At 64.4% G+C, this 22,223-nt stretch carries 17 protein-coding genes; 6 read left to right on the top strand and 11 right to left on the bottom strand.

Annotated features, from left to right (window positions below; translation table 11 throughout):
* Positions 1-6 precede the first annotated feature (6 nt).
* Positions 7-3,456, top strand: coding sequence for an indolepyruvate ferredoxin oxidoreductase family protein (locus HAP40_RS06640; protein WP_166818553.1), 3,450 nt, complete (start codon positions 7-9; stop codon positions 3,454-3,456).
* A gap of 75 nt (positions 3,457-3,531) precedes the next feature.
* A complete protein-coding gene (iaaH, locus tag HAP40_RS06635) occupies positions 3,532-4,953 on the top strand; it encodes an indoleacetamide hydrolase (RefSeq protein ID WP_166818554.1) in 1,422 nt (473 codons plus the stop codon).
* 119 nt (positions 4,954-5,072) lie between these two features.
* Here the strand turns inward: iaaH and HAP40_RS06630 are convergent, their stop codons facing one another.
* The gene (locus tag HAP40_RS06630) at positions 5,073-5,984 is read right to left on the bottom strand and encodes a LysR family transcriptional regulator (protein ID WP_166818555.1); all 912 of its coding nucleotides are present in this window, start codon (positions 5,982-5,984) and stop codon (positions 5,073-5,075) included.
* 143 nt (positions 5,985-6,127) lie between these two features.
* On the opposite strand from HAP40_RS06630, the gene HAP40_RS06625 reads away from it, so the two are divergent.
* The 3 genes from HAP40_RS06625 to HAP40_RS06615 are packed head-to-tail and all read left to right on the top strand — an operon-like array spanning position 6,128 to position 9,394.
* A complete protein-coding gene (locus HAP40_RS06625) occupies positions 6,128-7,279 on the top strand; it encodes an HlyD family secretion protein (RefSeq protein WP_166818556.1) in 1,152 nt (383 codons plus the stop codon).
* A 16-nt stretch (positions 7,280-7,295) separates the two neighbouring features.
* Positions 7,296-8,906: an MDR family MFS transporter gene (locus tag HAP40_RS06620; RefSeq protein ID WP_166818557.1), complete on the top strand. Its 1,611-nt coding sequence runs from the start codon at positions 7,296-7,298 to the stop codon at positions 8,904-8,906.
* A gap of 26 nt (positions 8,907-8,932) precedes the next feature.
* The gene (locus HAP40_RS06615) at positions 8,933-9,394 is read left to right on the top strand and encodes a carboxymuconolactone decarboxylase family protein (protein ID WP_166818558.1); all 462 of its coding nucleotides are present in this window, start codon (positions 8,933-8,935) and stop codon (positions 9,392-9,394) included.
* 113 nt (positions 9,395-9,507) lie between these two features.
* Here the strand turns inward: HAP40_RS06615 and HAP40_RS06610 are convergent, their stop codons facing one another.
* The 6 genes from HAP40_RS06610 to HAP40_RS06585 form a co-directional block, all read right to left on the bottom strand.
* The gene (locus tag HAP40_RS06610; RefSeq protein WP_166818559.1) at positions 9,508-10,368 is read right to left on the bottom strand and encodes a D-amino-acid transaminase; all 861 of its coding nucleotides are present in this window, start codon (positions 10,366-10,368) and stop codon (positions 9,508-9,510) included.
* Positions 10,369-10,550: 182 nt separating this feature from the next.
* Entirely contained in the window at positions 10,551-11,282 is a 732-nt protein-coding gene (locus HAP40_RS06605) for an amino acid ABC transporter ATP-binding protein (RefSeq protein WP_166818560.1), read from the bottom strand.
* Positions 11,283-11,294: 12 nt separating this feature from the next.
* A complete protein-coding gene (locus tag HAP40_RS06600) occupies positions 11,295-11,987 on the bottom strand; it encodes an amino acid ABC transporter permease (protein WP_166818561.1) in 693 nt (230 codons plus the stop codon).
* A 3-nt stretch (positions 11,988-11,990) separates the two neighbouring features.
* The gene (locus HAP40_RS06595; RefSeq protein ID WP_166818562.1) at positions 11,991-12,722 is read right to left on the bottom strand and encodes an amino acid ABC transporter permease; all 732 of its coding nucleotides are present in this window, start codon (positions 12,720-12,722) and stop codon (positions 11,991-11,993) included.
* A 117-nt stretch (positions 12,723-12,839) separates the two neighbouring features.
* Positions 12,840-13,751 (bottom strand): amino acid ABC transporter substrate-binding protein, encoded by a 912-nt coding sequence (locus tag HAP40_RS06590; protein ID WP_166818563.1) that lies wholly within the window; start codon positions 13,749-13,751, stop codon positions 12,840-12,842.
* An 87-nt stretch (positions 13,752-13,838) separates the two neighbouring features.
* Entirely contained in the window at positions 13,839-15,224 is a 1,386-nt protein-coding gene (locus HAP40_RS06585) for a M20 family metallopeptidase (protein WP_166818564.1), read from the bottom strand.
* A gap of 282 nt (positions 15,225-15,506) precedes the next feature.
* Between HAP40_RS06585 and HAP40_RS06580 the strand changes: the two genes are divergently transcribed.
* On the top strand, positions 15,507-16,886 hold the full coding sequence (locus tag HAP40_RS06580) for an LLM class flavin-dependent oxidoreductase (protein WP_166818565.1): 1,380 nt from the start codon (positions 15,507-15,509) through the stop codon (positions 16,884-16,886).
* 150 nt (positions 16,887-17,036) lie between these two features.
* On the opposite strand, the gene HAP40_RS06575 is transcribed toward HAP40_RS06580, so the two are convergent.
* The 4 genes from HAP40_RS06575 to HAP40_RS06560 all read right to left on the bottom strand — a co-directional run bounded on the left by HAP40_RS06575 (position 17,037) and on the right by HAP40_RS06560 (position 22,216).
* Entirely contained in the window at positions 17,037-18,698 is a 1,662-nt protein-coding gene (locus HAP40_RS06575; protein ID WP_166818566.1) for a thiamine pyrophosphate-binding protein, read from the bottom strand.
* 109 nt (positions 18,699-18,807) lie between these two features.
* Complete coding sequence (locus tag HAP40_RS06570; RefSeq protein ID WP_166818567.1) at positions 18,808-19,311, bottom strand: GFA family protein; 504 nt, start codon at positions 19,309-19,311, stop codon at positions 18,808-18,810.
* A gap of 165 nt (positions 19,312-19,476) precedes the next feature.
* Positions 19,477-20,604: an alkene reductase gene (locus tag HAP40_RS06565; protein ID WP_166818568.1), complete on the bottom strand. Its 1,128-nt coding sequence runs from the start codon at positions 20,602-20,604 to the stop codon at positions 19,477-19,479.
* Between the two features lie 115 nt (positions 20,605-20,719).
* Positions 20,720-22,216: an aldehyde dehydrogenase family protein gene (locus tag HAP40_RS06560; protein WP_166818569.1), complete on the bottom strand. Its 1,497-nt coding sequence runs from the start codon at positions 22,214-22,216 to the stop codon at positions 20,720-20,722.
* Positions 22,217-22,223 lie beyond the last annotated feature (7 nt).

Here is a 22,223-nt window from a genome sequence, read left to right as displayed (position 1 = left end):
GTCCGCATGGACGCCATTCCATCCCTCGACAGCTACGAGCTCTCCGACCGCTATGACCGCGAGGACGGCCGCGTCTTCCTCACGGGCACGCAGGCGATCGTCCGCATCGCGCTCGATCAGGTCAGGCGCGATCGGGCGCGCGGCCTGAACACCGCGGGCTTCATCTCCGGCTACCGCGGCTCACCGCTCGGCGGCATCGATCTCGAACTGTGGCGCATTGAGGAACGGCTCAAGCGTGACCGCATCGAATTTCTCCCCGCCGTGAACGAGGACCTTGCGGCCACCGCCGTGCTCGGCTCGCAGCAGGTCGAGACGCAAGGTGATCGCGAGGTCGATGGCGTGTTCGGCCTTTGGTACGGCAAGGGCCCCGGCGTGGATCGCTCCGGCGATGCACTCAAGCACGGCAACGCCTACGGCTCCTCGCCGCATGGCGGCGTGCTGGTGGTTGCCGGCGACGACCATGGCTGCGTCTCGTCCTCGATGCCACATCAGTCCGACGTCGCCTTCATGAGCTGGTTCATGCCGACGCTGCACCCCGCAAGCGTCGGCGAATATCTCGAATTCGGCGAATATGGCTACGCGCTGAGCCGCTTCTCCGGCATGTGGGTCGGCTTCAAGGCGATCTCGGAGATCGTGGAATCGGGTGCGTCCGTCGCGCTCCGCACCTCTCGCGACTTCCGCACGCCCGATTTCGCGCCGCCGCCGGGTGGCCTGCACTATCGCTGGCCCGACCTGCCGGGACCGCAGATCGAGGAGCGGCTGGAAGCGAAGAAGCACGCCGTCTACGCCTTTGCGAAGGCCAATCCGATCGATCGCCACATCTACGACATTCCGAACGCGACCTACGGCATCGTCACGACGGGCAAGGCGCATCTCGACCTGATGGAAGCGCTGCGGCTGATCGGCCTCGACGAAGCGGCCTGCCGCCGCATCGGCATCGACATCTACAAGGTCGGCATGGTCTGGCCGCTGGCGCTGCATGACGCCATGGAATTCGTGAGGGGCAAGCGCGAGATCCTCGTGGTCGAGGAGAAGCGCGGCATCATCGAGAGCCAGTTCAAGGAATATTTCTACGACTATCCCGGCAGCAAGCCCGAGCGCATGGTCGGCAAGCACGACGAGCAAGGGGCACGGCTGATCTCCTGGATCGGTGAATTGTCGCCGCGCGCGCTCGCCGGTGTGCTTGCGCGCCGGCTCGATCCGATGTTCCCGGGCCTCAATCTCGCTGCACGCGCAGCGGCGTTAATGCCGGAGGCGGCACGCACGATCAACGTCAGCGGCGCAACGCGCACGCCGTATTTCTGCTCTGGATGCCCGCACAATACGTCAACGAAGGTTCCGGAGGGATCGAAGGCCCTCGCCGGCATCGGCTGCCATTTCATGGCCAGCTGGATGGACCGCGAGACCTCCTCGCTGATCCAGATGGGCGGCGAAGGTGTCAACTGGGTGGCCTCATCGAAATTCACCGGCCACAAGCACATCTTCCAGAATCTCGGCGAAGGCACCTATTATCACTCCGGCTCGATGGCGATCCGGCAGGCGATCGCCGCCAAGACCAACATCACCTACAAGATCCTGTTCAACGACGCCGTTGCAATGACCGGGGGCCAGCCGGTGGACGGGCCCGTCAGCGTGCACGCGATCGCACACAGCGTCCGCGCCGAGGGCGTCGGGCGCGTCGCGATTGTCTCGGACGATCCCGCGCAGTTCTCGCCGGCGGACCTGCCTGTGGGTGTCACCATTCATCCGCGCGAGGAAATGGACGCCGTGCAGCGCGAGCTGCGCGAAATCCCTGGCGTCTCGGTTCTGATCTACCAGCAGACCTGCGCAACCGAAAAGCGGCGCCGGCGCAAGCGCGGGCAGATGACCGATCCCCGGCGCTTCGCCTACATCAATGACCTCGTCTGCGAGGGGTGCGGCGATTGTTCGGTCGAGTCCAACTGCCTCAGCGTCGAGCCGAAGGAGACGCCGTTCGGCCGCAAGCGCCAGATCAACCTCTCATCCTGCAACAAGGACTTTTCCTGCCTCAACGGCTTTTGTCCGAGTTTCGTGACCGTCGAGGGTGCGACGCGCCGGAAGAAGTCCGCGAGCCAGATCGACGCGATCGGCCGCGCCGCGACGCTTCCCCTGCCCGGCTCCGCGACGCTCGACCGGCCCTACGACCTGCTGGTGACCGGCGTCGGCGGCACCGGCGTGATCACGGTCGGCGCATTGATCGGTATGGCGGCGCATCTTGAGCGACGCGGCGTATCGGTGCTGGATTTCACCGGCTTTGCGCAAAAATTCGGGCCCGTGCTGAGCTACATCCGGCTTGCGGCTTCTCCCGAGGCGCTGCACCAGGTCCGCATCGACCAGGGCGCGGCCGATGCGCTGATCGGCTGCGACCTCGTCGTGAGCTCTTCGCCGAAGGCCTCAGGCACCTATCGCCGCGGCACGCGCGCCGCGGTCAATACCGCGGAAATGCCGACCGGTGACGTCGTCCGCTTCCGCGACGCCGACCTCGCCTCGCCCGCGCGCCTGCGCGCCATCGGCCGCGTAATCGGCGACGGCAATCTCGACACGATCAACGCGAACGCGCTGGCCGAACGGCTGCTCGGCGATTCCGTCTACGCCAACATCATCATGCTGGGCTTTGCCTGGCAGCGCGGACTGGTTCCTGTCTCGCTGCAAGCGCAGTTGCGCGCGATCGAGCTCAACGGTGTCGCCGTCGAGCGCAACAAGCAGGCGTTCGCCTGGGGCCGCATCGCCGCTGCCGATCCGGAATTTCTGCCGAGAACGGACGATGCGCTCACGGTCGAAACACTCGACCAGCTCATTGAACGCCGCGCTGATTTTCTAACCGCTTATCAGAACGAAGCTTATGCTGCGCGATATCGGTCGAAGGTCGCGAGGGTCCGCGCCGCCGAGTCCGCCCTGGGCAGCGAAGCCCTGACCGATGCAGTGGCCCGCGCCCTGTTCAAGCTGATGGCCTACAAGGACGAGTACGAAGTGGCGCGACTGCATATGCAAAGCGGCTTCCTCGACGAACTGAAAGGCGCGTTCGAGGACGGCTTCAGCATCCGCTATCACCTTGCCCCACCTTTCCTGCCGTCAGGGCGCGACGCACGCGGACGTCCGCGCAAGCGCGCCTTCGGGCAGTGGATCCAGATGCCCCTCGCCATCCTGGCGCGATTGAAGGGGCTGCGCGGGATGCCGTTCGATCCGTTCGGTTACACCGCCGAACGGCGCACCGAGCGGGAGCTGATCGCCTGGTATGAAGGCCTCATCGACCGGATGCTCGACGGGCTCGATGCGGCGCGCCTCCCTCGCATCGTCGCGATCGCGAAAGCCCCGATGGAGATTCGCGGCTATGGCCCGGTGAAGGACGTCGCGATCGGGAAGGTGAAGGCCGAGATCGAGCGGCTGTTCGCCGAACTCGACGCGCCATCGCCAGTAAAGATGCGCGCCTACGGTTGACGCCGCGCCAGCGAGGCTTCAGGTTCTAGACCCGAGGGGCGCCCTGACGGCGCTCCTGCAATGGGGTGACACATCGTGGATTTCGACCAGCCGACCCTGACCCGGGCTGCAAGCGACCTCCGTGCCGGGAGAGTGACTAGCACAACGCTCACGACGGAAGCTCTCGCCCGTGCCAAAGCAAACGGCGACCTCAATGCCTTCGTGACCCTGGATGAGGCCGGCGCCTTGAAAGCCGCGGCCGCGTTCGACGCGGCGGGCGACAGGAGCAAGCCGCTCGGCGGCGTGCCCATCGTGATCAAGGATAACATCGAGGTGGCCGGACTTCCCTGTAGCGCCGGCACACCTGCTCTGAAGGACTACGTTCCGCAAGCTGACGCTCCCGTTGCCGCGAAACTGCGCGCGGCGGGCGCGGTCATCATCGGCAAGACCAGCATGCACGAGCTCGCCTTCGGCATTTCCGGCTACAACACCGCGTTCAAGACCGGCGCGGAGTTCGGCGTGCGCAACGCCTATGATCGCACCCTGATCGCCGGCGGCTCCTCGTCCGGAACGGGTGCGGCGATCGGCGCGCGGATCGTTGCGGGCGGACTCGGCACCGACACGGGCGGATCAGTCCGCGTGCCCGGCGCGCTGAATGGATGCGCATCGCTGCGCCCGACCGTCGGGCGCTACTCGCAAGAAGGCATCGCGCCGATCTCGCATACGCGCGACACCGCAGGCCCGATGGCCGCGACCATGGCCGACGTCGAATTGCTCGACCGCGTCATCGCGGGAGGAGACGAGGTCGCGCCGGCTGATTTGAAGCAGGTGCGGATCGGCATCGTGAGGTCGATGCTGACCAATCTCGATGCCGACACGGAGGTCGCCTTCCACGCGGCGATCGCGAAAATGAAGGCGCAGGGTATCACGATTGTCGAGATCGAGATGCCTGAACTGGCCGAGCTCAACGGTCAAGTCGGCTTTCCCGTCGCGCTGTACGAGGCCTATGACGACATGGTCGCCTATCTCGCGCACACCGGCACCGGCCTCACCATCGAAGCGCTGGCGAACGAAATCTCAAGTCCCGACGTGAAGGGCACCTATGATGGCCTCGTCATCCCGCGCAAGCTGCCGGGCCCCGACAACACACTGATTGACGCCAGGCCGATTTATGATGCAGCGATCAAGACAGCACGGCCCGGGCTTCAGGCGCTATACAGCAGGACCTTTGCCGATGACCGGCTAGACGCCATCGCGTTCCCGACCACGCCGCGCGTCGCGATTGCCTCCAATCCCGACTCCAGCAGCCTCGAAAACTTCGGACTGTTCATCCAGAACACCGATCCCGGCAGCAATGCCGGTATTCCCGGGATCCAGATCCCGATCGCGCTCGGCGCCACGAGCAAATTGCCTATAGGGCTTGAATTGGATGGCCCCGCGGGCAGCGATCGCCGCCTGCTCGCAATCGGCATGGCACTCGACGCCGTGTTCGGGCGGCTGCCACCGCCGGCCCGCTAGAGGCAGTTCGTAGGGTGGGCAAAGCGAAGCGTGTCCACCGCTTCCGCCAGACTCGCGAAAGCTGGTGGGCACGGCGCTAAGGCGCGCCTTTGCCTACCCTACGATCCGATGTGCCGGTCTCAAGAATAAGGATTGATCAGCTTCTGCTGCTCGGCGCTATGCTGCACCAGCATGTCGATGAAGGTCCTGACCTTCGCTGACAGATGGTGGCGGTGCGGATAGACCGCGTTCATCGACATCTCGACCGGGCGATATTCCGGCAGGAGCCGAACCAGGCGGCCTGCCTCAAGATCGTCCTGGACGAGAAATCCGGCCATCAAGCAGACGGCCGCGCCCTCCAGCGCCACCTTCCGCAACGCCTCCCCGCTATTGGTGACGAAGCGGCCCGAGATGCGGACCGAGGCCGGAGCGCCCTTGCGGTCGAAGAACCGCCATTCGTCGCCAAAGGGATAGTTCAGGTGGCGTGCGCAATCATGCGCGGCGAGCTCGTCGAGCGTCTGAACACGACCATGCTTCTCGAGATATTCGTGCGAACAGCACAGCACGTGCCGCCAGGTGGCGAGGCTGCGGACGATCAGGCTCGAGTCCGGCGGCGCGATCATGCGCAGGGCAACGTCGTAACCTTCCTCGATGAGATCGACCTCGGACTCGCCCATGCGCAGGTCGATCTTGAGATCCGGATAAGTTGACAGCAATTGCGCCACCACCGGCGCGGCAAACGGCACCATATGCGTGGCGACGTGGATGCGCAGCGTGCCGCGGGGCACCGATTGCAATTCGCTGGCGATGTCGTCGGCCTGCTCGAGATCGCCGAGGATCTGCGTGGCGCGATCGTAATAGGCCCTGCCGATCTCGGTGAGGCTGACCTTGCGCGTGGTCCGGTTGAGCAGCCGCACGCCGAGCCGGTCTTCCAGCGCCTGAACGTGGTTGCTCACCATGGTGGTCGACATGTTGAGCTTGCGGGCGGCTGCCGAGAAGCCGCCGGTTTCAACCACCCGGGCGAAGGCAGTGAGGCTGGTAAAGCGGTCCAAGGCTCGATGCTCCGATTATCCGCTATTACTGGATAATGCTTCCATGAATTCGGGGATTATCACAATCCTCTGGACAACGCATCTTACCGTCATCCACGACGCACGTTTCACAACGAGGCGTCCGGGACTTTTTCGAGGATGCCATGTCGAACGCCTCTTATGTCGCTGAAACCAATGAACAAACTGGGCTTCGCCCGTCCCGCCAGGCGATCAGGCGCGCAGCCATTGGCCTGGCACTGGCGCTCGGCATCGCAGTCGCCGGCCACTACGGCTATGACTATCTGACGACCGGCCGCTACCTCGAATCGACCGACGACGCCTATGTGAAGGCTGATTCCACGATCATCGCGCCCAAAGTCTCCGGCTATATCGCAAGGGTGCTGGTCGGCGACAACGAGAAGGTCAAGGCGGGGCAGCCGCTGGCCAAGATCGACGATCGTGACTTCAAGGCAGCGCTCGACCAGGCCCGTGCCGATGTCGCCGCCGGCGAGGCCTCGGTCCGCAACATCGATGCGCAGCTCGAATTGCAGCAGCCGATCATCGCGCAGAGCACCGCCGACGTGGCTGCGGCGGACGCCAATCTGAAATTCGCGCAGGAGGAGCGCGCCCGCTACGACGACCTCATGAAGTCGGGCTCCGGCACGATCCAGCGCGCGCAGCAGACCGACGCAGCGCTGCGCGCCAGCACCGCGCAATTGCAGCACGCGAAATCCGGCCTCCTCGCCGCGCAGCGCAAGGTGGACGTGCTCACCACCCAGCGCGCCCAAGCGACGGCCCAGCTCGACCGCGCTCGCGCGGTGGCGCAGCAGGCGGCGCTGAACCTGTCCTACACCGAGATCACCGCGCCGGTCGACGGCACGGTCGGCGCACGGAGCTTGCGCGTCGGCCAGTACGTGCAGGCCGGCACGCAGCTGATGGCCGTGGTGCCGCTCGATGCCGTCTATGTCGTTGCGAACTTCAAGGAGACTCAACTCACGCATATGCGCCCGGGCCAACCGGTCGAGCTGCGCGTCGACAGCTTCCGCAACCGGCCCCTGCGTGGCCATGTCGACAGCCTGTCGCCGGCAAGCGGGCTCGAATTTGCGCTGCTGCCGCCGGACAACGCCACCGGCAATTTCACCAAGATCGTGCAGCGCGTCCCGGTGAAGATCGTGCTCGACGATCATGAGCTCACCGGCCTGTTGCGGCCCGGCATGTCGGCGGTGCCGACCGTCGACACCAAGCAGGCCGTGCTGGCCGAACGCGAGACGACCAGGCATCTGGCCAACAATACTTCGCGCCCGCACGGCGGCTGAAGCTGACGAGGCTTCCATGAGCACGCTCCAACCCACTGTCAACGCCGCGGCCGGCCTCCCCGCTCCTGCTGCCCCCGTCACGCCCGCGGTTTCTGCACGAACATGGATCGCGGTGATCGGCGCGACGCTGGGTGCCTTCATGGCGGTGCTGAACATCCAGATCGTCAACGCCTCACTGGCCGACATCCAGGGCGCGATCGGCGCCGGCATCGACGACGGCGGCTGGATCTCGACCTCCTATCTGGTCGCCGAGATCGTGGTGATCCCGCTATCCGGCTGGCTCGCCCAGGTGTTCTCGATCCGGATCTATCTTCTCACCAACGCGATCCTGTTCCTGGTCCTGTCGGCAGCCTGCGCGCTGGCGCAGAATCTGTCGCAGATGATCGTGCTGCGCGCGGTGCAGGGCTTCACCGGCGGCGTGCTGATCCCGATGGCCTTCACGCTGATCATCACGCTGCTCCCACGCGCCAAGCAGCCGGTCGGGCTCGCGCTGTTCGCGCTGTCGGCGACGTTCGCGCCCGCGATCGGCCCGACCATCGGCGGCTATCTCACCGAGAATTTCGGCTGGCAATACATCTTCTACGTCAACCTCGTGCCCGGCGCGATCATGGTCGGCATGCTCTGGTACGCGCTCGACGCAAAGCCGATGAAGCTGTCGCTGCTGCGCGAGGGCGACTGGGCCGGCATCATCACCATGGCGATCGGCCTGTCCGCGCTCCAGACCGTGCTGGAGGAAGGCAACAAGGACGACTGGTTCGGCTCGCCGTTCATCGTGAAGCTCTCGGTGATCGCCGCCGTTGCGCTGATTGCGTTCCTGATCATCGAGCTCACGGTGAAGAAGCCGCTGTTGAACCTGCGCCTGCTGGCTCGCCGCAATTTCGGCTTCGGCATGCTCGCGAACTTCCTGCTCGGCATCGCGCTCTACGGTTCGGTGTTCATCCTGCCGCAATATCTGGCTCGCATCCAGGGCTACAATGCCGAACAGATCGGCATGGTGCTGGCATGGACCGGGCTGCCGCAGCTTGTCTTGATCCCGCTCGTGCCGCGCCTGATGCAGCGGTTCGACGCACGGCTCGTCATCGGCGTCGGCTTCGTGCTGTTCGCTGCCTCCAACTTCATGAACATCTACATGACCAGCAACTATGCCGCCGATCAGCTGCTGTGGCCCAACGTCGTCCGCGCGATCGGCCAGGCGCTGGTCATGGCGCCGCTGTCGGCGGTCGCGACATCAGGCATCGAGCCGGAAAACGCCGGCTCGGCGTCCGGTCTGTTCAACATGATGCGTAACCTCGGCGGCGCCGTCGGCATCGCGCTGCTCCAGACCGTGCTGACCAAGCGCGAGCAGTATCACTCCAACGTGCTGATGCAGTCGGTCTCGGTGTTCGAGCAGGCGACGCGCATGCGGCTGGAGCAGCTCACCCAGTATTTCATCAATCACGGCGTCCTCGACCATGCGGATGCCGCGCGCCGCGCCTATGTCGCGATCGGCCGTATCGTGCAGAAGCAGGCCTATATCCTCGCCTTCAGCGACACCTTCTATTTGCTCGGCATGGCCCTGATCGTTGCCCTGATCGCGGTCCTCTTCCTGAAGAAGTCCGGCCAGATGTCCGCCGGCGGAGCCCACTGACCTCAACCCCTGAAAGGAGAATGACCATGAAGCCCCGCATGAATTACTATCAGGCCGCGCCCGACACGATCAAAGCGCTGATGGCCCTGGAGGCGCAGATCCAGTCGACGGGCCTGGAGAAATCGCTGATCGAGCTGGTCAAAATCAGGGCCTCGCAGATCAACGGCTGTGCCTATTGCATCAACATGCACACCGAGGACGCCCGCAAGCGCGGCGAGACCGAGCAGCGCATCTACCTGCTCGACGCCTGGCGCGAATCACCGCTCTATTCCGACCGCGAGCGCGCGGCGCTGGCCTGGACGGAATCGGTGACGCTCATTTCGCAGACACGCGCCCCTGATGATGTCTACGAACAGGTCCGCGCGCAGTTCTCCGAGGAGGAGACGGTGAACCTGACCATGCTGATCGCCGCCATCAACGCCTGGAACAGGATCGCGATCTCGTTCCGCGCGGTGCACCCGGTGAAGGTGAAGGCGTCGGCGGCGTAGGCACCACGTCGACACAAATACAGATCGTCATGCGCGGGCTTGACCCGCGCATCCATCCAAGAAAACCTCTGACTCTCGCGATGGATTGCGGGGTCAAGCCCGGCAATGACAGATCAGACCGCCGTCGCTTTGGCGAAATCCACATAGATCTCGCGCAGGCGCGTGGCCATCGGGCCGGGTTTGCCGTCGCCGACCTTCTTGCCGTCGATCGCAACCACCGGCTGGACGAACAGTGAAGCCGACGTCGCAAAGGCCTCCTTCGCGGCCAGCGCCTCGGCTACTGTAAAGGAACGCTCCTCGACGCGGAGCTGGCGCTCCTCGGCGAGCGCCACCACGGCCTTGCGGGTGCAGCCCGGCAGGATCGCGTTGGAATTCTTGCGGGTGACGATGACGTCGTCCTTGGTGAGGATGAACGCGGAAGACGAGCCGCCTTCGGTGACGTAGCCGTCTTCCAGCATCCAGGCTTCGCCGGCGCCGGCTTCCGCCGCGGCCTGCTTGGCCAGCACCTGCGCCAGCAGCGCCACGCTCTTGATGTCGCGGCGTTCCCACCGGATGTCGGGCACGGTGATCACGTTGATGCCGGACTTGGCCGACGCCGCATTGATGATGTCCTTCTCCGAGGTGAACATCACCAGGCTCGACTTGACGTCGCCCTTGGGAAACGCGAAGTCGCGGCCCGTGTCGGCACCGCGCGTGACCTGGAGGTAGACGAGGCCGTCCTCGACCTTGTTGCGCGCGATCAGCTCCTTCTGCAGCTCGGTGATGCGCTCGACCGTCTCGGGCAGCTTCAGCTTGATCTCTCCGACCGAGCGCTCCAGCCGCGCCAGATGCGAGGCATTGTCGACCAGCTTGCCGTCGAGCACGGCGGAGACCTCGTAGATGCCGTCGGCGAACAGGAAGCCGCGGTCGAGGATCGAGACCTTCGCGTCCGAGAGCGGGACGAATGAGCCGTTGACATAGGCGATCGAGTCCAAGGCAGGTCTCCTGGCGAGAAAGGGATTTACCTGTCCCTATACGGGATTTGTTGATGCCCCGAAACCCTCAACCAGTCATTTCCGGGGCGGCGCGTCGCGACGAGTCCGGAATCCATAACCACCAGCCGGGGTTATGGATTCCGGGCCTGGCCCTTTCGGGCCATCCCGGAATGACGACGGAGTTAGTGGGAAAGGATCTTCGACAAGAACTTCTGCGCGCGGTCGCTGCGCGGCTTGCCGAAGAAATCGTCCTTCGGGGCGTCCTCGACGATCTCGCCGCGATCCATGAAGATGACGCGGTTGGCGACCTTGCGGGCAAAACCCATCTCGTGAGTGACGACCATCATGGTCATGCCTTCGCGGGCGAGATCGACCATGACGTCGAGGACTTCGCTGACCATTTCAGGATCGAGCGCCGAGGTCGGCTCGTCGAACAGCATGACGATCGGATCCATCGCGAGCGCGCGCGCGATGGCGACGCGCTGCTGCTGGCCGCCGGAGAGCTGGGCGGGAAATTTCTGCGCCTGCTCCTTCAAGCCGACGCGCTCGAGCAGCTGCATGCCCTTCGTCACCGCCTTGGCGTGCGACCGGCCCAGCACCTTCTCCTGCGAGAGGCAGAGATTGTCGATGATCTTCAGGTGCGGGAACAGCTCGAAGTGCTGGAACACCATGCCGACGCGCGAGCGCAGCTTCGGCAGATTGGTCTTGGGATCGTTGACCTTGGTGCCGTCGACCAGGATGTCGCCGCTCTGGAACGGCTCCAGCGCATTGACGCATTTGATCAGCGTCGACTTGCCCGACCCCGAGGGGCCGCAGACCACGACCACCTCGCCCTTGGTGACGCTGGTGGTGCAATCCGTCAGCACCTGGAAGGTCGGGGTGTACCATTTGTTGACGTGGCTGATTTCGATCATGACCGACACGCTCTATCGAATGATGGCGATGCGCGCCTGGAGCCGGCGAACGCCGAAGGACGCGATACAGGAAATGGTGAAGTAGACGACCGCTGCGAACAGGTACATTTCGACCAGGCGCCCGTCGCGTTGCGCCACCTTGCTCGCCGCTCCCAGGAAGTCCGTGATCGACAGGACGTAGACCAGCGAGGTGTCCTGGAACAGCACGATGGTCTGCGTGATCAGAACCGGCAGCATGTTGCGGAACGCCTGCGGCAGCACGACGTAGCGCATGGTCTGGGCGTAGGTCAGCCCCAGCGCGCTCGCCGCGGCCGGCTGTCCGCGCGAGATCGACTGGATGCCGGCGCGCATGATCTCGGAGAAGTACGCCGCCTCGAACATGATGAAGGTAATGAGCGAGGAGGCGAAGGCGCCGACGCTGATGGGGCGCGAGGCGCCGGTCACCCATTGCCCGATATAGGGCACCAGGAAGTAGAACCAGAAGATCACCAGCACCAGCGGCAGCGAGCGCATGAAGTCGACATAGATGCCGGCGATGCGTCCGAGCAGCTTGAGGCCGGACAGACGCATCAGGGCGAGCGCCGTGCCGAAGATGAGGCCGCCGAGCGCTGCGAGTGCCGTCAGCGTCAGCGTGAAGGTCATGCCCTCGTAGAACAGATAGGGCAGTGCGCGGCGGATGACGTCGAAATCGAAATTACCGAGCATTGCTTATTTCCCCGTGATGTAGCCGGGGATCGCGACCCAGCGCTCGAGGAAGCGCATCGCGGTCACGACGACGGCGTTGACGAGGAGGTAGAGGATGGTCGCGGCGGTGAAGGCCTCGAACACCTGGAACGAGAATTCCTGCATCGAGCGCGCCTGTCCGGTCAGCTCGAGCAGGCCGATGGTGATCGCGACCGCGGTGTTCTTGATGGTGTTGAGGAACTCGGAGGTCAGCGGCGGCAGGATGATGCGGAACGCCATCGGCAGCAGCACGTAGCGATAACCCTGCACGGTGGTGAGGCCCAGCGCAGTCGCCGCCATCTTCTGCCCGCGCGGCAGCGAGCCGATGCCGGCCTGCAGCTGCACGGCCACGCGCGCCGACATGAACAGGCCGACGCCGATCGCCGCCGTCCAGAACGGCGCGTTGGGCAGCTGCTTCAGCCACAGCCCGGCGGCCTTCGGCAGGATTTCCGGCAACACGAAGAACCACAGGAAGAGCTGCACCAGCAGCGGCATGTTGCGGAAGAATTCCACATAAGCAAAGCCGAACCAGGTGGCGCCTTTCGAGGGCAGCGTGCGCATGACGCCGACGATCGAGCCGGTGACCAGCGCGATGATCCAGGCCAGCACCGCTGTCTTGAGGGTCAGCGCCAGCCCCGACAGCAGCATGTCGAGATAGGTGCCGGTCCCCATCGGGTTCGGCTGGAAAAAGATTCCCCAGTTCCAGTTGTAGTTCACGTGTCCCCCGCGCGAACGCGCCCGTCATTGGACGTCCTGGGCGCCTATGCAAATGTCCGGCCACCCCTGTGTCAAGAGTGGCCGGACATGATCTCGATCGAAAGATCGAGGTTTCTCTTACTTATAATCGTCCGGGTTTGGCGAGTCCGACGGCTTGGCGAACTCGTTCTTCAGCTCGGCCGAGATCGGCGTGTTGAGGTTGAGACCCTTCGGCGGGATCTTGGCCGTGAACCATTTGTCGTAGATCTTCTGGGCCTCGCCGGAGGTGTAGAGCGCGGCAGTCGCGGCATCGACCACCTTCTTGAAGGCGGCGTCGTCCTTGCGCAACATGATGCCGTAGGGCTCGGGCTTGGAGAACGCATCCTTGGAGATGGCGTAGTCCCCTGGCGCCTTCGAGCCGGCAACGAGGCTCGCCAGCAGAATGTCGTCCATGACGAAGGCGACGGCGCGATCGGTCTCGACCATCAGGAAGGCTTCGGCGTGATCCTTGGCCGGAATGATGTTGGCGCCGAGCTTTTTCTCGACGTTGGCCTCGGTGAGCTGCTTGATGTTGGTGGTGCCGGCGGTCGAGACCACGGTCTTGCCCTTGAGGTCGTCGATCGACTTGAGGCCGCTCGACTTCTTGAACACGTAGCGGCTCGCGGTCAGGAAGTGGGTGTTGGTGAAGGCGACCTGCTTCTGGCGCTCGGCATTGTTGGTGGTCGAGCCGCATTCGAGGTCGATCGTGCCGTTGGCCATCAACGGAATACGGGTCGCCGAGGTCACCGGGTTGAGCTTGACCTCGAGCTTGTCGAGCTTGAGCTCCTTCTTCACGGCATCGACGATCTTGTAGCAGATGTCCATCGCGAACCCGACGGGCTTCTGGTTGTCGTCGAGATAGGAGAATGGGATCGAGGAATCGCGGAAGCCGAGCGTGATCGCACCGGTATCCTTGATGTTCTTCAGCGTGCCGGTCAGCTCCTGGGCCCCGGCCTGGCTGACGACGAAGGTCGCGGCGAGCGCGAGCCCGATGTGGCGGAAATGTTTCACTTTTCTCTTCCCCTTTCGGATGATGCGGCCCGGATGCAAGCACAAATCGAGCCGGATTAGAATGTAACTTTCGGCTGGATCAAGAGCTCAGGTTAACGGCGCCGGCAACTCGCCGAGATCCCAGAACAGCCCGGCCATCACCGTCAAGGCCTCTTCGGTCAATGGCAGCAGGATGTGCTCATTGGGCGCATGCTGCGAGCAGCCGGGATAGGAGTGCGGCACCCAGATGGTGGGCAGGCCCAGGATCTCGGAGAACACGTCGTTGGGGAGCGAGCCGCCGAAATTCGGCAGCACGGCCGGCGCCCTGCCGGTGGTCTCCTGCACCGAATCCGCCGCCCATTTGATCCAGGGGCTGTCGAAGTCTGTGCGCGATGCAGCAAAACTCTGGGCCGCCCGCACCTCGACCATCGGAAAACCCTTTGCGACCAGATGCGCGCGGATGGCCTCGATCAGGCCCTCGATCCTGGTCCCGACCACGAAACGCAGTTGCAGGACGGCATTGGCATGGCCGGGAATGGCGTTCGCCGGCTTATCGATGTTGCCCGAGGACATCGCCAGCACTTCCAGCGTGTTCCAGGCGTAGAGCCGCTCGGCCGCCGACAGGCCGTCCTCGCCCCAATTCTCCGCCAGCGCTGGCTCGTCCGCGGTCGGCACCACCTGCACGTCGGCGAGATAGGAGCGGATCTGGTTGGTGAGGCGGGGCGGCTTCAGCACGTCGAGCAGGAGGCGGCCGTGGCCGTCGACCAGCGTGGAGATCGCGTTGACGAGGATGGTCGCAGGGTTGGCGAGCACGCCGCCCCAATTGCCGGAATGATGGCCGCCATCGCGCAAGTTGACGTCGAGATGAATGCGGATGCCGCCACGACAGCCAAGGAACAGCGTCGGCCGATCGGCCGACAGGCGCGGCCCGTCGGAGGCCATGAACAGGTCGGCCTTGAGCGCATCGCGATTGAGATCGCAGACCTTGCCGAGATCGGGCGAGCCGATCTCCTCGCCCATCTCGACGATGAATTTGGCGTTGAATCCGAGCTTGCCGCCACGGGCATCCCGCACGGCGCGCAGCGCCGCCATGTTGATGCTGTGCTGCCCCTTGTTGTCGGCGGTGCCGCGGCCGTAGAGACGCGTGCCCGCAACCGTGGTGCGCCAGGGATCGCGGCCATCGCGCCACTCGCCCTCCATGCCGTCAACGACATCGCCATGGCCGTAGATCAGCACGGTCGGCACCGAGGCGCTCTCGTGGTGCTCGGCGAACAGGAACGGCGCCTTGCCGCTCGGGGATTCGACGATGCGGCTGGAAAAATCCAGCGCGGCAAAGGCCGGCTGCATCTCCTGTTCCAGATAGGCGCGCAGCTCGGCGCCGCGCGCCGGATTCTGGCTTTCGGTCTTGAAGGCGACGCGGCGGTCGAGCTCGGAAAGAAACGTACCGGAGGTGAAGTCTTCACGGGCACGGGCGATGGCGTCAGCTCTGGTCATTGCTTGTTTTTCGAGGCTCTGAAACGGAGGACATTACCCGATACGGGCAGGTCCTCGAAAGTGGCGGGAAGTTCGATCGTTCTGGAGTTCTCTTGGGATTTCGTTCTTGCTCTCTTGAGTTTGGCTTGCCAAGTGCGGCAGCGCCAACGGATTTTGGCCTTGCCAAGGCCGAGACATCCAAGTCTAGGATATGCAAGAACGTCGCCAAGTTCGGGCGCACGTCTATCATTCGAAGAGCGCTCAGTACAGAGTGCCAATCAGTTCAGAGTACCAAGGGACATCATGGCCAAAGAGATCAGGCTCAACGCCTTTGCGATGAATTGCGTCGCACACCAGTCACCGGGCCTGTGGACCCATCCGCGCGACCGCACCGCCGACTATAACCGCCTGCCCTACTGGATCGATCTAGCGAGGACGCTGGAGCGCGGCCGTTTCGACGGGCTGTTCCTCGCCGATGTGCTCGGGGTCTATGACGTCTACGGCAACAGCCCTGACGCGGCCTTGCGCAATGCAACACAGACCCCGTCGAACGAGCCGCTGCTGCTGCTCTCAGCGATGGCCGCGGTGACGCAAAATCTCGGTTTCGGCGTCACCAGCAATCTATCCTTCGAGCCGCCCTACCCGTTCGCACGCCGGATGTCGACGCTCGATCACCTCACCGAGGGGCGGATCGGCTGGAACGTCGTCACCGGCTATCTCGACAGCGCCGCGCGCGGCGCCGGCAAGGACAAGCAGACCGGGCATGACGACCGCTACGACATCGCCGACGAATATATGGAGGTCGTCTACAAGCTCTGGGAAGGGAGCTGGGAGGATGGCGCGGCGCTGCGCGACCGCAAGCGCGGCATTTTCACCGACCCGACAAAGGTTCATCGCGTCAACCATGAAGGTGCCAACTATCGCATCAACAACACCATTCATCTCAGCGAGCCGTCGCCGCAACGAACGCCGGTGCTGTATCAGGCCGGCACCTCGCCGCGCGGCCGGCAGTTCGCAGCAAAGCATGCCGAATGCGTGTTCATGTCGGGCCCATCGGCCAAGGTGATCGCGCCGCGCGTCTCCGCGATCCGCCAGGAGGCCGCCGCAATTTGCCGCAACCCCGCCGAAATCCTGATGTTCTCGATGATGACGATCATCCTCGGCCGGACCGAAGCCGAGGCCAAAGAAAAATATGCCGACTACCGCCGCCACATCAGCCCCGAGGGCGCGCTCGCCCTGATGTCGGGATGGACCGGCGTCGACTTCGCCGGCTACGACCTCGACCAGCAGGTGCGGCACGTCCAGAACGATGCCGGCCGCAGCGCGATGGACAATGTCACCCGGGCCGATCCCGACCGCGTTTGGACCGTGCGCGACGTCATCGAGCATGTCGGCGTCGGCGGCGCTGGCCCCGTCGTGGTCGGCACACCGGAGATGGTCGCGGACAAGATCGAGCAATGGTTCGAGGCGACCGACGTCGACGGCCTCAACGTTGCGTTCGCGATCTCGCCCGGCGATTTCGAGGACATTGCCGACATGCTGGTGCCGGAGCTGACGCGGCGCGGACGCTACAAGTCCGAATATGCAAAGGGCACGCTGCGGGAGAAGCTGTTCGGCGATGGCCGTGCACGGCTCGATGCGACGCATCCGGCGGCGGGGTATCGGGTGGGGAAGAAGGGGTAGGCAGCACAAACTCACTGTCGTCCCGGCGAACGCCGGGACCCATAACCCCAGGGAGTAGTTTGGCGAAGGCTGGTCGTTCGGGATTGGCACCACCCGCATTTGATAGATCACGCGGTATGGGTCCCGGCGTTCGCCGGGACGACAGCGGAGTTACACCTTCCCGTCCACCATCACCTCGATCAGCTTGGTTCCCGGCCGGCCAAATGCCGAAGCCAGTGTCGCCTTCAGCTCGCCGGCATCGCTGACCCTGATCGCCTCGCAGCCGAGCGCCTTGGCGACGCCTGCAAAATCCACCGGCGGATCGACGAAATCCATGCCGACGTAATTGTCATCGCCATGGAAGGCGAGCAGGCGCTGCTTGATGATGCGGTAGCCGCCATTATTGGCGATGACGACGTTGAGCGGCAGCTTGTGGTGCGCCGCCGTCCACAGCGACTGGATCGAATACATCGCGCTGCCGTCACCTGAGAAGCACACGACGGGGCGATCCGGATTGGCGATGCTGGCACCGACCGACGCCGGCAGGCCCCAGCCGATGCCGCCGGAGGCGAGGCCGTGATAGCCGTAGCGGTCGCGATGCGGCCGTAGCGCCGTCACCTGGCGGCTCGAGGTGAGGCCTTCATCGACCAGGATGGCATGGTCGGGCATGGCCTCGATCATCTGCAGCACCAGGAAGTCCGGATCGATCGGGCTGCGACCGGCGCTCTTTCCGATCTGCTCGACCAGCGCAGCGCGGCGCGCAGTCCAGTTCTTCGGCGCAAGCTCGGCAAGGCGCTGCCTGGCACGGCTCGCAAGCGTTGCGCCGCCCATCTCCTTCAGCACGGGAATCAATGCGCGCAGCGTCTCCTTCAAATCCGCCTTCAGCGCGATCTCGGCGCCGTAATTCTTGGCGATCTCCCAATCGACGAGGCCGACCTGCACGATGCCGAGGCCGTCGGGGAGCGTATCGACCTCGCTATAAACAGACATCCGCAAGGGATCGCCGCCGAGCGCGATCAGGAGATCGTGGGGCGCGAGCGTATCACGCGCCACCTTCTGCACCCGTGCCAGCGTTCCGACGAAGCTCGGGCTCTCCGAGAGGAAATGCGCGCCATAGGGGGTGGAGGATTGATAGGCCGCCGCACCCAGCAGCTCCGCGAGCTCCGCAGCTTCCTTCAGCGCATCGCTCTTGACCACCTCGTCCATGGTGACGATCACGGGACGCTCGGCTTTCAGCAGCCGCGCAGCAAACGCCCTGAGCGCCTCATCCGAGGGCTTGGTGCGCGCATCGATGCGGGTGGAGCGGCCAAGATCGATCCCGGCCTCGCTGTTGAGGATGTCGCCCGGCAGCGAGATGAACACCGGGCCGGTCGGCGGCGTCATCGCCACCTTGGCGGCCCGACGCACGATGCGCGGCAGGTCTTCCAGCCGCGTCACCTCGACCGCCCACTTCACCAGCGGCTCGGCCATTCGCACCAGCGGGCCATAGAGCACCGGCTCCATCAGGCCGTGACCCTGCTCCTGCTGGCCGGCAGTGAGGATCATCGGCGTGCCCGTGAACTGGGCATTGTAGAGCGAGCCCATCGCGTTGCCGAGGCCCGGCGCGACATGGACGTTGCAGGCCACGAGCTTGCCGGAGGCGCGGCTGTAACCGTCGGCGATCGCCACCACCAGGCTCTCCTGCATCGCCATCACATAGGTGAGATCGGGATGGTCCTTGAGCGCATGCATGATCGGCAGCTCGGTGGTGCCGGGGTTGCCGAACAGATGCGTAATGCCCTCGTCCTTGAGCAGCGCGAGAAAAGCGGAGCGGCCGGTGATCTTGTTCTTCATGTTGCCTCCAGGAGCGGACGTCGCCGCAAGGACTGAAAGCATGATGGCCGAAGTCTTGGGATACGCGCAAGAAAGCGCGGTCATGGCTGCGTTGCGCGGGAGGGCGGCTCTACATCTCCTCCCGACCCAGCTCGAACGGATCCTCGCCCCTCGCTCGCTTCTTCTTTTTCGAACGCTGCCAGACCACGCCGGGAAAGCCCTTCAGCGGCACCAGCGGCTCGCCGGTATAGGCCCATTCCTGCAACTCCTCGATCGCGATGTGATAGAGCGGCTGGCGGCCGGTGCGCTCCTTGAAGAGAGCGCGCGGGATATTGACCATGTGCGGCCCGCGCGGGCGCTCATAGGCGATCGGCGTGCCGCAATGCGCGCAGAAGCTGCGGGTGGTCTTCGTCGCCTTGTCCTCGTAACGCGTAAGTGAAGTCTTGCCAGCAGTGATACGAAAGCGCTTCTTCCAGCTTCCGACATAGGTCGCATAGGCCGCACCATGAGCGCGGCGGCTCGCGGCGGAGTGATCGTGCCAGGCCCATCGCGCGGGAACGTCGATCTCGAAGGTGACCTTGCCGCAGAGGCATTGGCCGGTGGCTATACCTGCGGCGGCTGCGGCTTTGGCCATGATGCGTCCCCTTCGTCATTGCGAGCGCAGCGAAGCAATGACGGAATTTGTGGAGTTTGTCAGCGCTCCACAATGGACCCGTAACCCCGGATGAGCGATGCGACATCCGGGACGACTGTTGCGAAGCTCCCGGATGTCGCTTCGCTCATCCGGGCTACGGCAGCGTCACGCCGGCGCCAATTCGTCATACGCCGGATAGTCCGTGTACCCCTTCGCCTCGCCGCTATAAAACGTCGCGCGATTGTATGGTGTGATCGGATAGCCGTGCTGAAGGCGGCGCGGCAGATCGGGGTTGGAGATGAAGATGCGGCCGAAAGCGATGATATCGGCGTATCCCTCGGCGATCGCCGCATTCGCAGTCTCGCCGGTGAAGCCGCCGGCCGTCATCAGGACGCCGCTGTAGAGCGGGCGGAACAGCACCATTGCCGACGGCACGTTCTCCCAGTGAACATCGGCCCGGCCGGCGCCGCTGGAGCGTGGTTCGATGAAGTGCAGATAGGCAAGACCGAGCTTGTCGAGCGCACTCACGACATGGGTATAGAGCGGCATCGGATCTGGCTCGCCGGAATCATTGGCGATGCCGTGAGGCGACAGCCGGACGGCGACGCGGTTCGCGCCCCAGACGTCGATCGCGGCCTGTGTCACCTCGAGCAGCAGCCGCGCGCGGTTCTCGATCGATCCGCCATATTGATCGGTGCGCTGGTTGCTGCGCGATTGCAGGAATTGCTCGAGCAGATAGCCATTGGCGCCGTGGATCTCGACGCCGTCGAAGCCGGCGGCGAGCGCGTTCCTCGCACCTTGGCGGAACGCCTCGACGATGTCCTTGACCTCCTCGGTCTCCAGCGCGCGCGGCGGCTCGTAATCGGCAATCTTGCCATCGGCAGTCATCGCCTTCATGCCCTCGGCCTTGATCGGGATCGCCGAGGCCGACACCGGCAGCGCGCCGCCGTGGAAAGAGGAATGCGAGACCCGGCCGACATGCCAGAGCTGGAGGAAGATGATGCCGCCCTTGGCGTGCACGGCGTCGACCACCTTGCGCCAGCCTGCGATTTGCGACTCCGAATAGATGCCGGGCGTCGCCGGATTGCCGCGGCCGTGCGAGAGCACCGGCGAGGCTTCGGCGACGATCAAGCCGCCCGGCGTTGCGCGCTGGCCGTAATATTCGGCGTTGAGCGGTCGCGGCGCGAAGGTTTCGCGCTCGGCACGCATGCGCGTCAGCGGCGCCATCGCGACGCGGTGCGCAAGCTTGTACGGACCGACCTGCAACGGTTTGAACAACGCCTCGAATTTCATGCTGGCCTCAACTGGAGCTACGGAAGGATGACGATCATATAGCGGAGGGCGGCACCCGGAAAAGGTGTCGCCCCCACGAAGGCAATATTCCTCCCTGCGAAACGCAGGGGGACAATTACGCCGTCTTGATCCAGACAGCCTTCACGTTGAGATATTCCTCGACATGTTGTTTGCCGGACTCGCGGCCGTAACCGCTCATCTTGTAACCGCCGAACGGCACGGCCGGGTCCATCGCCTGATAGCAGTTCACCCACACCGAGCCGGCACGCAGGCTCTTGGCCACCGCATGGGCCTTGCTGACGTCGCGCGTCCACAGGCCAGAGCCGAGGCCGAACGTCGTGGCGTTGGCGCGCTTGACCAACTCGTCCATGTCCTTGAACGCAATCGCCGAGATCACGGGCCCGAAGATCTCCTCCTGCGCGATGCGCATGTTGTCCTGAACGCCAGCGAACACCGTGGGCGAGACGAAGAAGCCCTTCGACAGCGCGCCTTCGGTGACGCGACCGCCTCCGGCGAGCGCCTTGGCGCCTTCCTTCTGGCCGATGTCGAGATAGCCGGTGACGCGCTCCAATTGCTGCTCCGAGACCAGCGGCCCGATCTGGGTGTTGGGATCGAGGCCGTTGCCGACCTGCAGCTTCTTGCCGAATTCGGCGACACGGCCGACGAACTCCTCGTAGATCGACTGCTCGACGAACAGGCGCGTGCCGGCGCTGCAGATCTGTCCCGAATTGGCGAATACCGCCATCGCGGCGCCCGGCACCGCGGCATCGAGATCGGCATCCGCAAACACGATGTCCGGCGACTTGCCGCCAAGCTCGAGCGAAACACGCTTGAGGTTTCCGGCCGAGGCACGGATGATCGACTGGCCGGTGACATGCGAGCCGGTGAAAGCGACCTTGTCGACGTCATGGTGCGAGGCGAGCGCCGCACCCGCGGTCTCGCCATAGCCGGGAACGACATTGATGACGCCGGGCGGCACGCCCGCTTCCATCGCGAGCTCGGCGATGCGCAGCGATGTCAGCGGGGCTTCTTCTGCTGGCTTGAGCACCACGGTGCAGCCGGTCGCGATCGCCGGCCCGATCTTCCAGATCGTTGCGGTCAGCGGCCCGTTCCAGGGGATGATGGCACCGACGACACCGACGGGCTCCTTCAGCGTGTAGGAGAAGATCTCGCCGGGCAGCGAATTCTCGATGGTCTCACCGTGGAGCGCAGTGGTCTGGCCGGCGTAATAGCGCAGCATGCCGATGGCGCGGAGACGGTAGGCGCGGGTTCGGCTGACGGGAGCGCCCATGTCGAGCGTGTCGAGCTGCGACAACTCGTCGAAATTCTTTTCGACGAGGTCGGCAAGCCTGAGCAGCAGGTTCTGTCGCTCGAATGGCTTGACCTTGCTCCAGGGCCCCTCGAAGGCGCGGCGTGCCGCGGCGACCGCACGGTCGATATCCTCCTTGTCACCTTCGGCGACAGTCGCAAGCAGCTCGCCAGTGGCGGGATTGTGGGTCTCGAAGCGCTTGCCTGAGGCAGCGTCGATCCACTTCCCGTCGATCAGCATCTGCTTGTAGGACCCGTTCGCGAATGGATGGCGCGTGATCGGAATAGCCTGCGACACAGCCATGGCTGCA

Source organism: Bradyrhizobium sp. 1(2017), from assembly GCF_011602485.2.
Lineage (GTDB): Bacteria > Pseudomonadota > Alphaproteobacteria > Rhizobiales > Xanthobacteraceae > Bradyrhizobium.
This window is presented reverse-complemented; position numbering and strand designations above follow the sequence as displayed.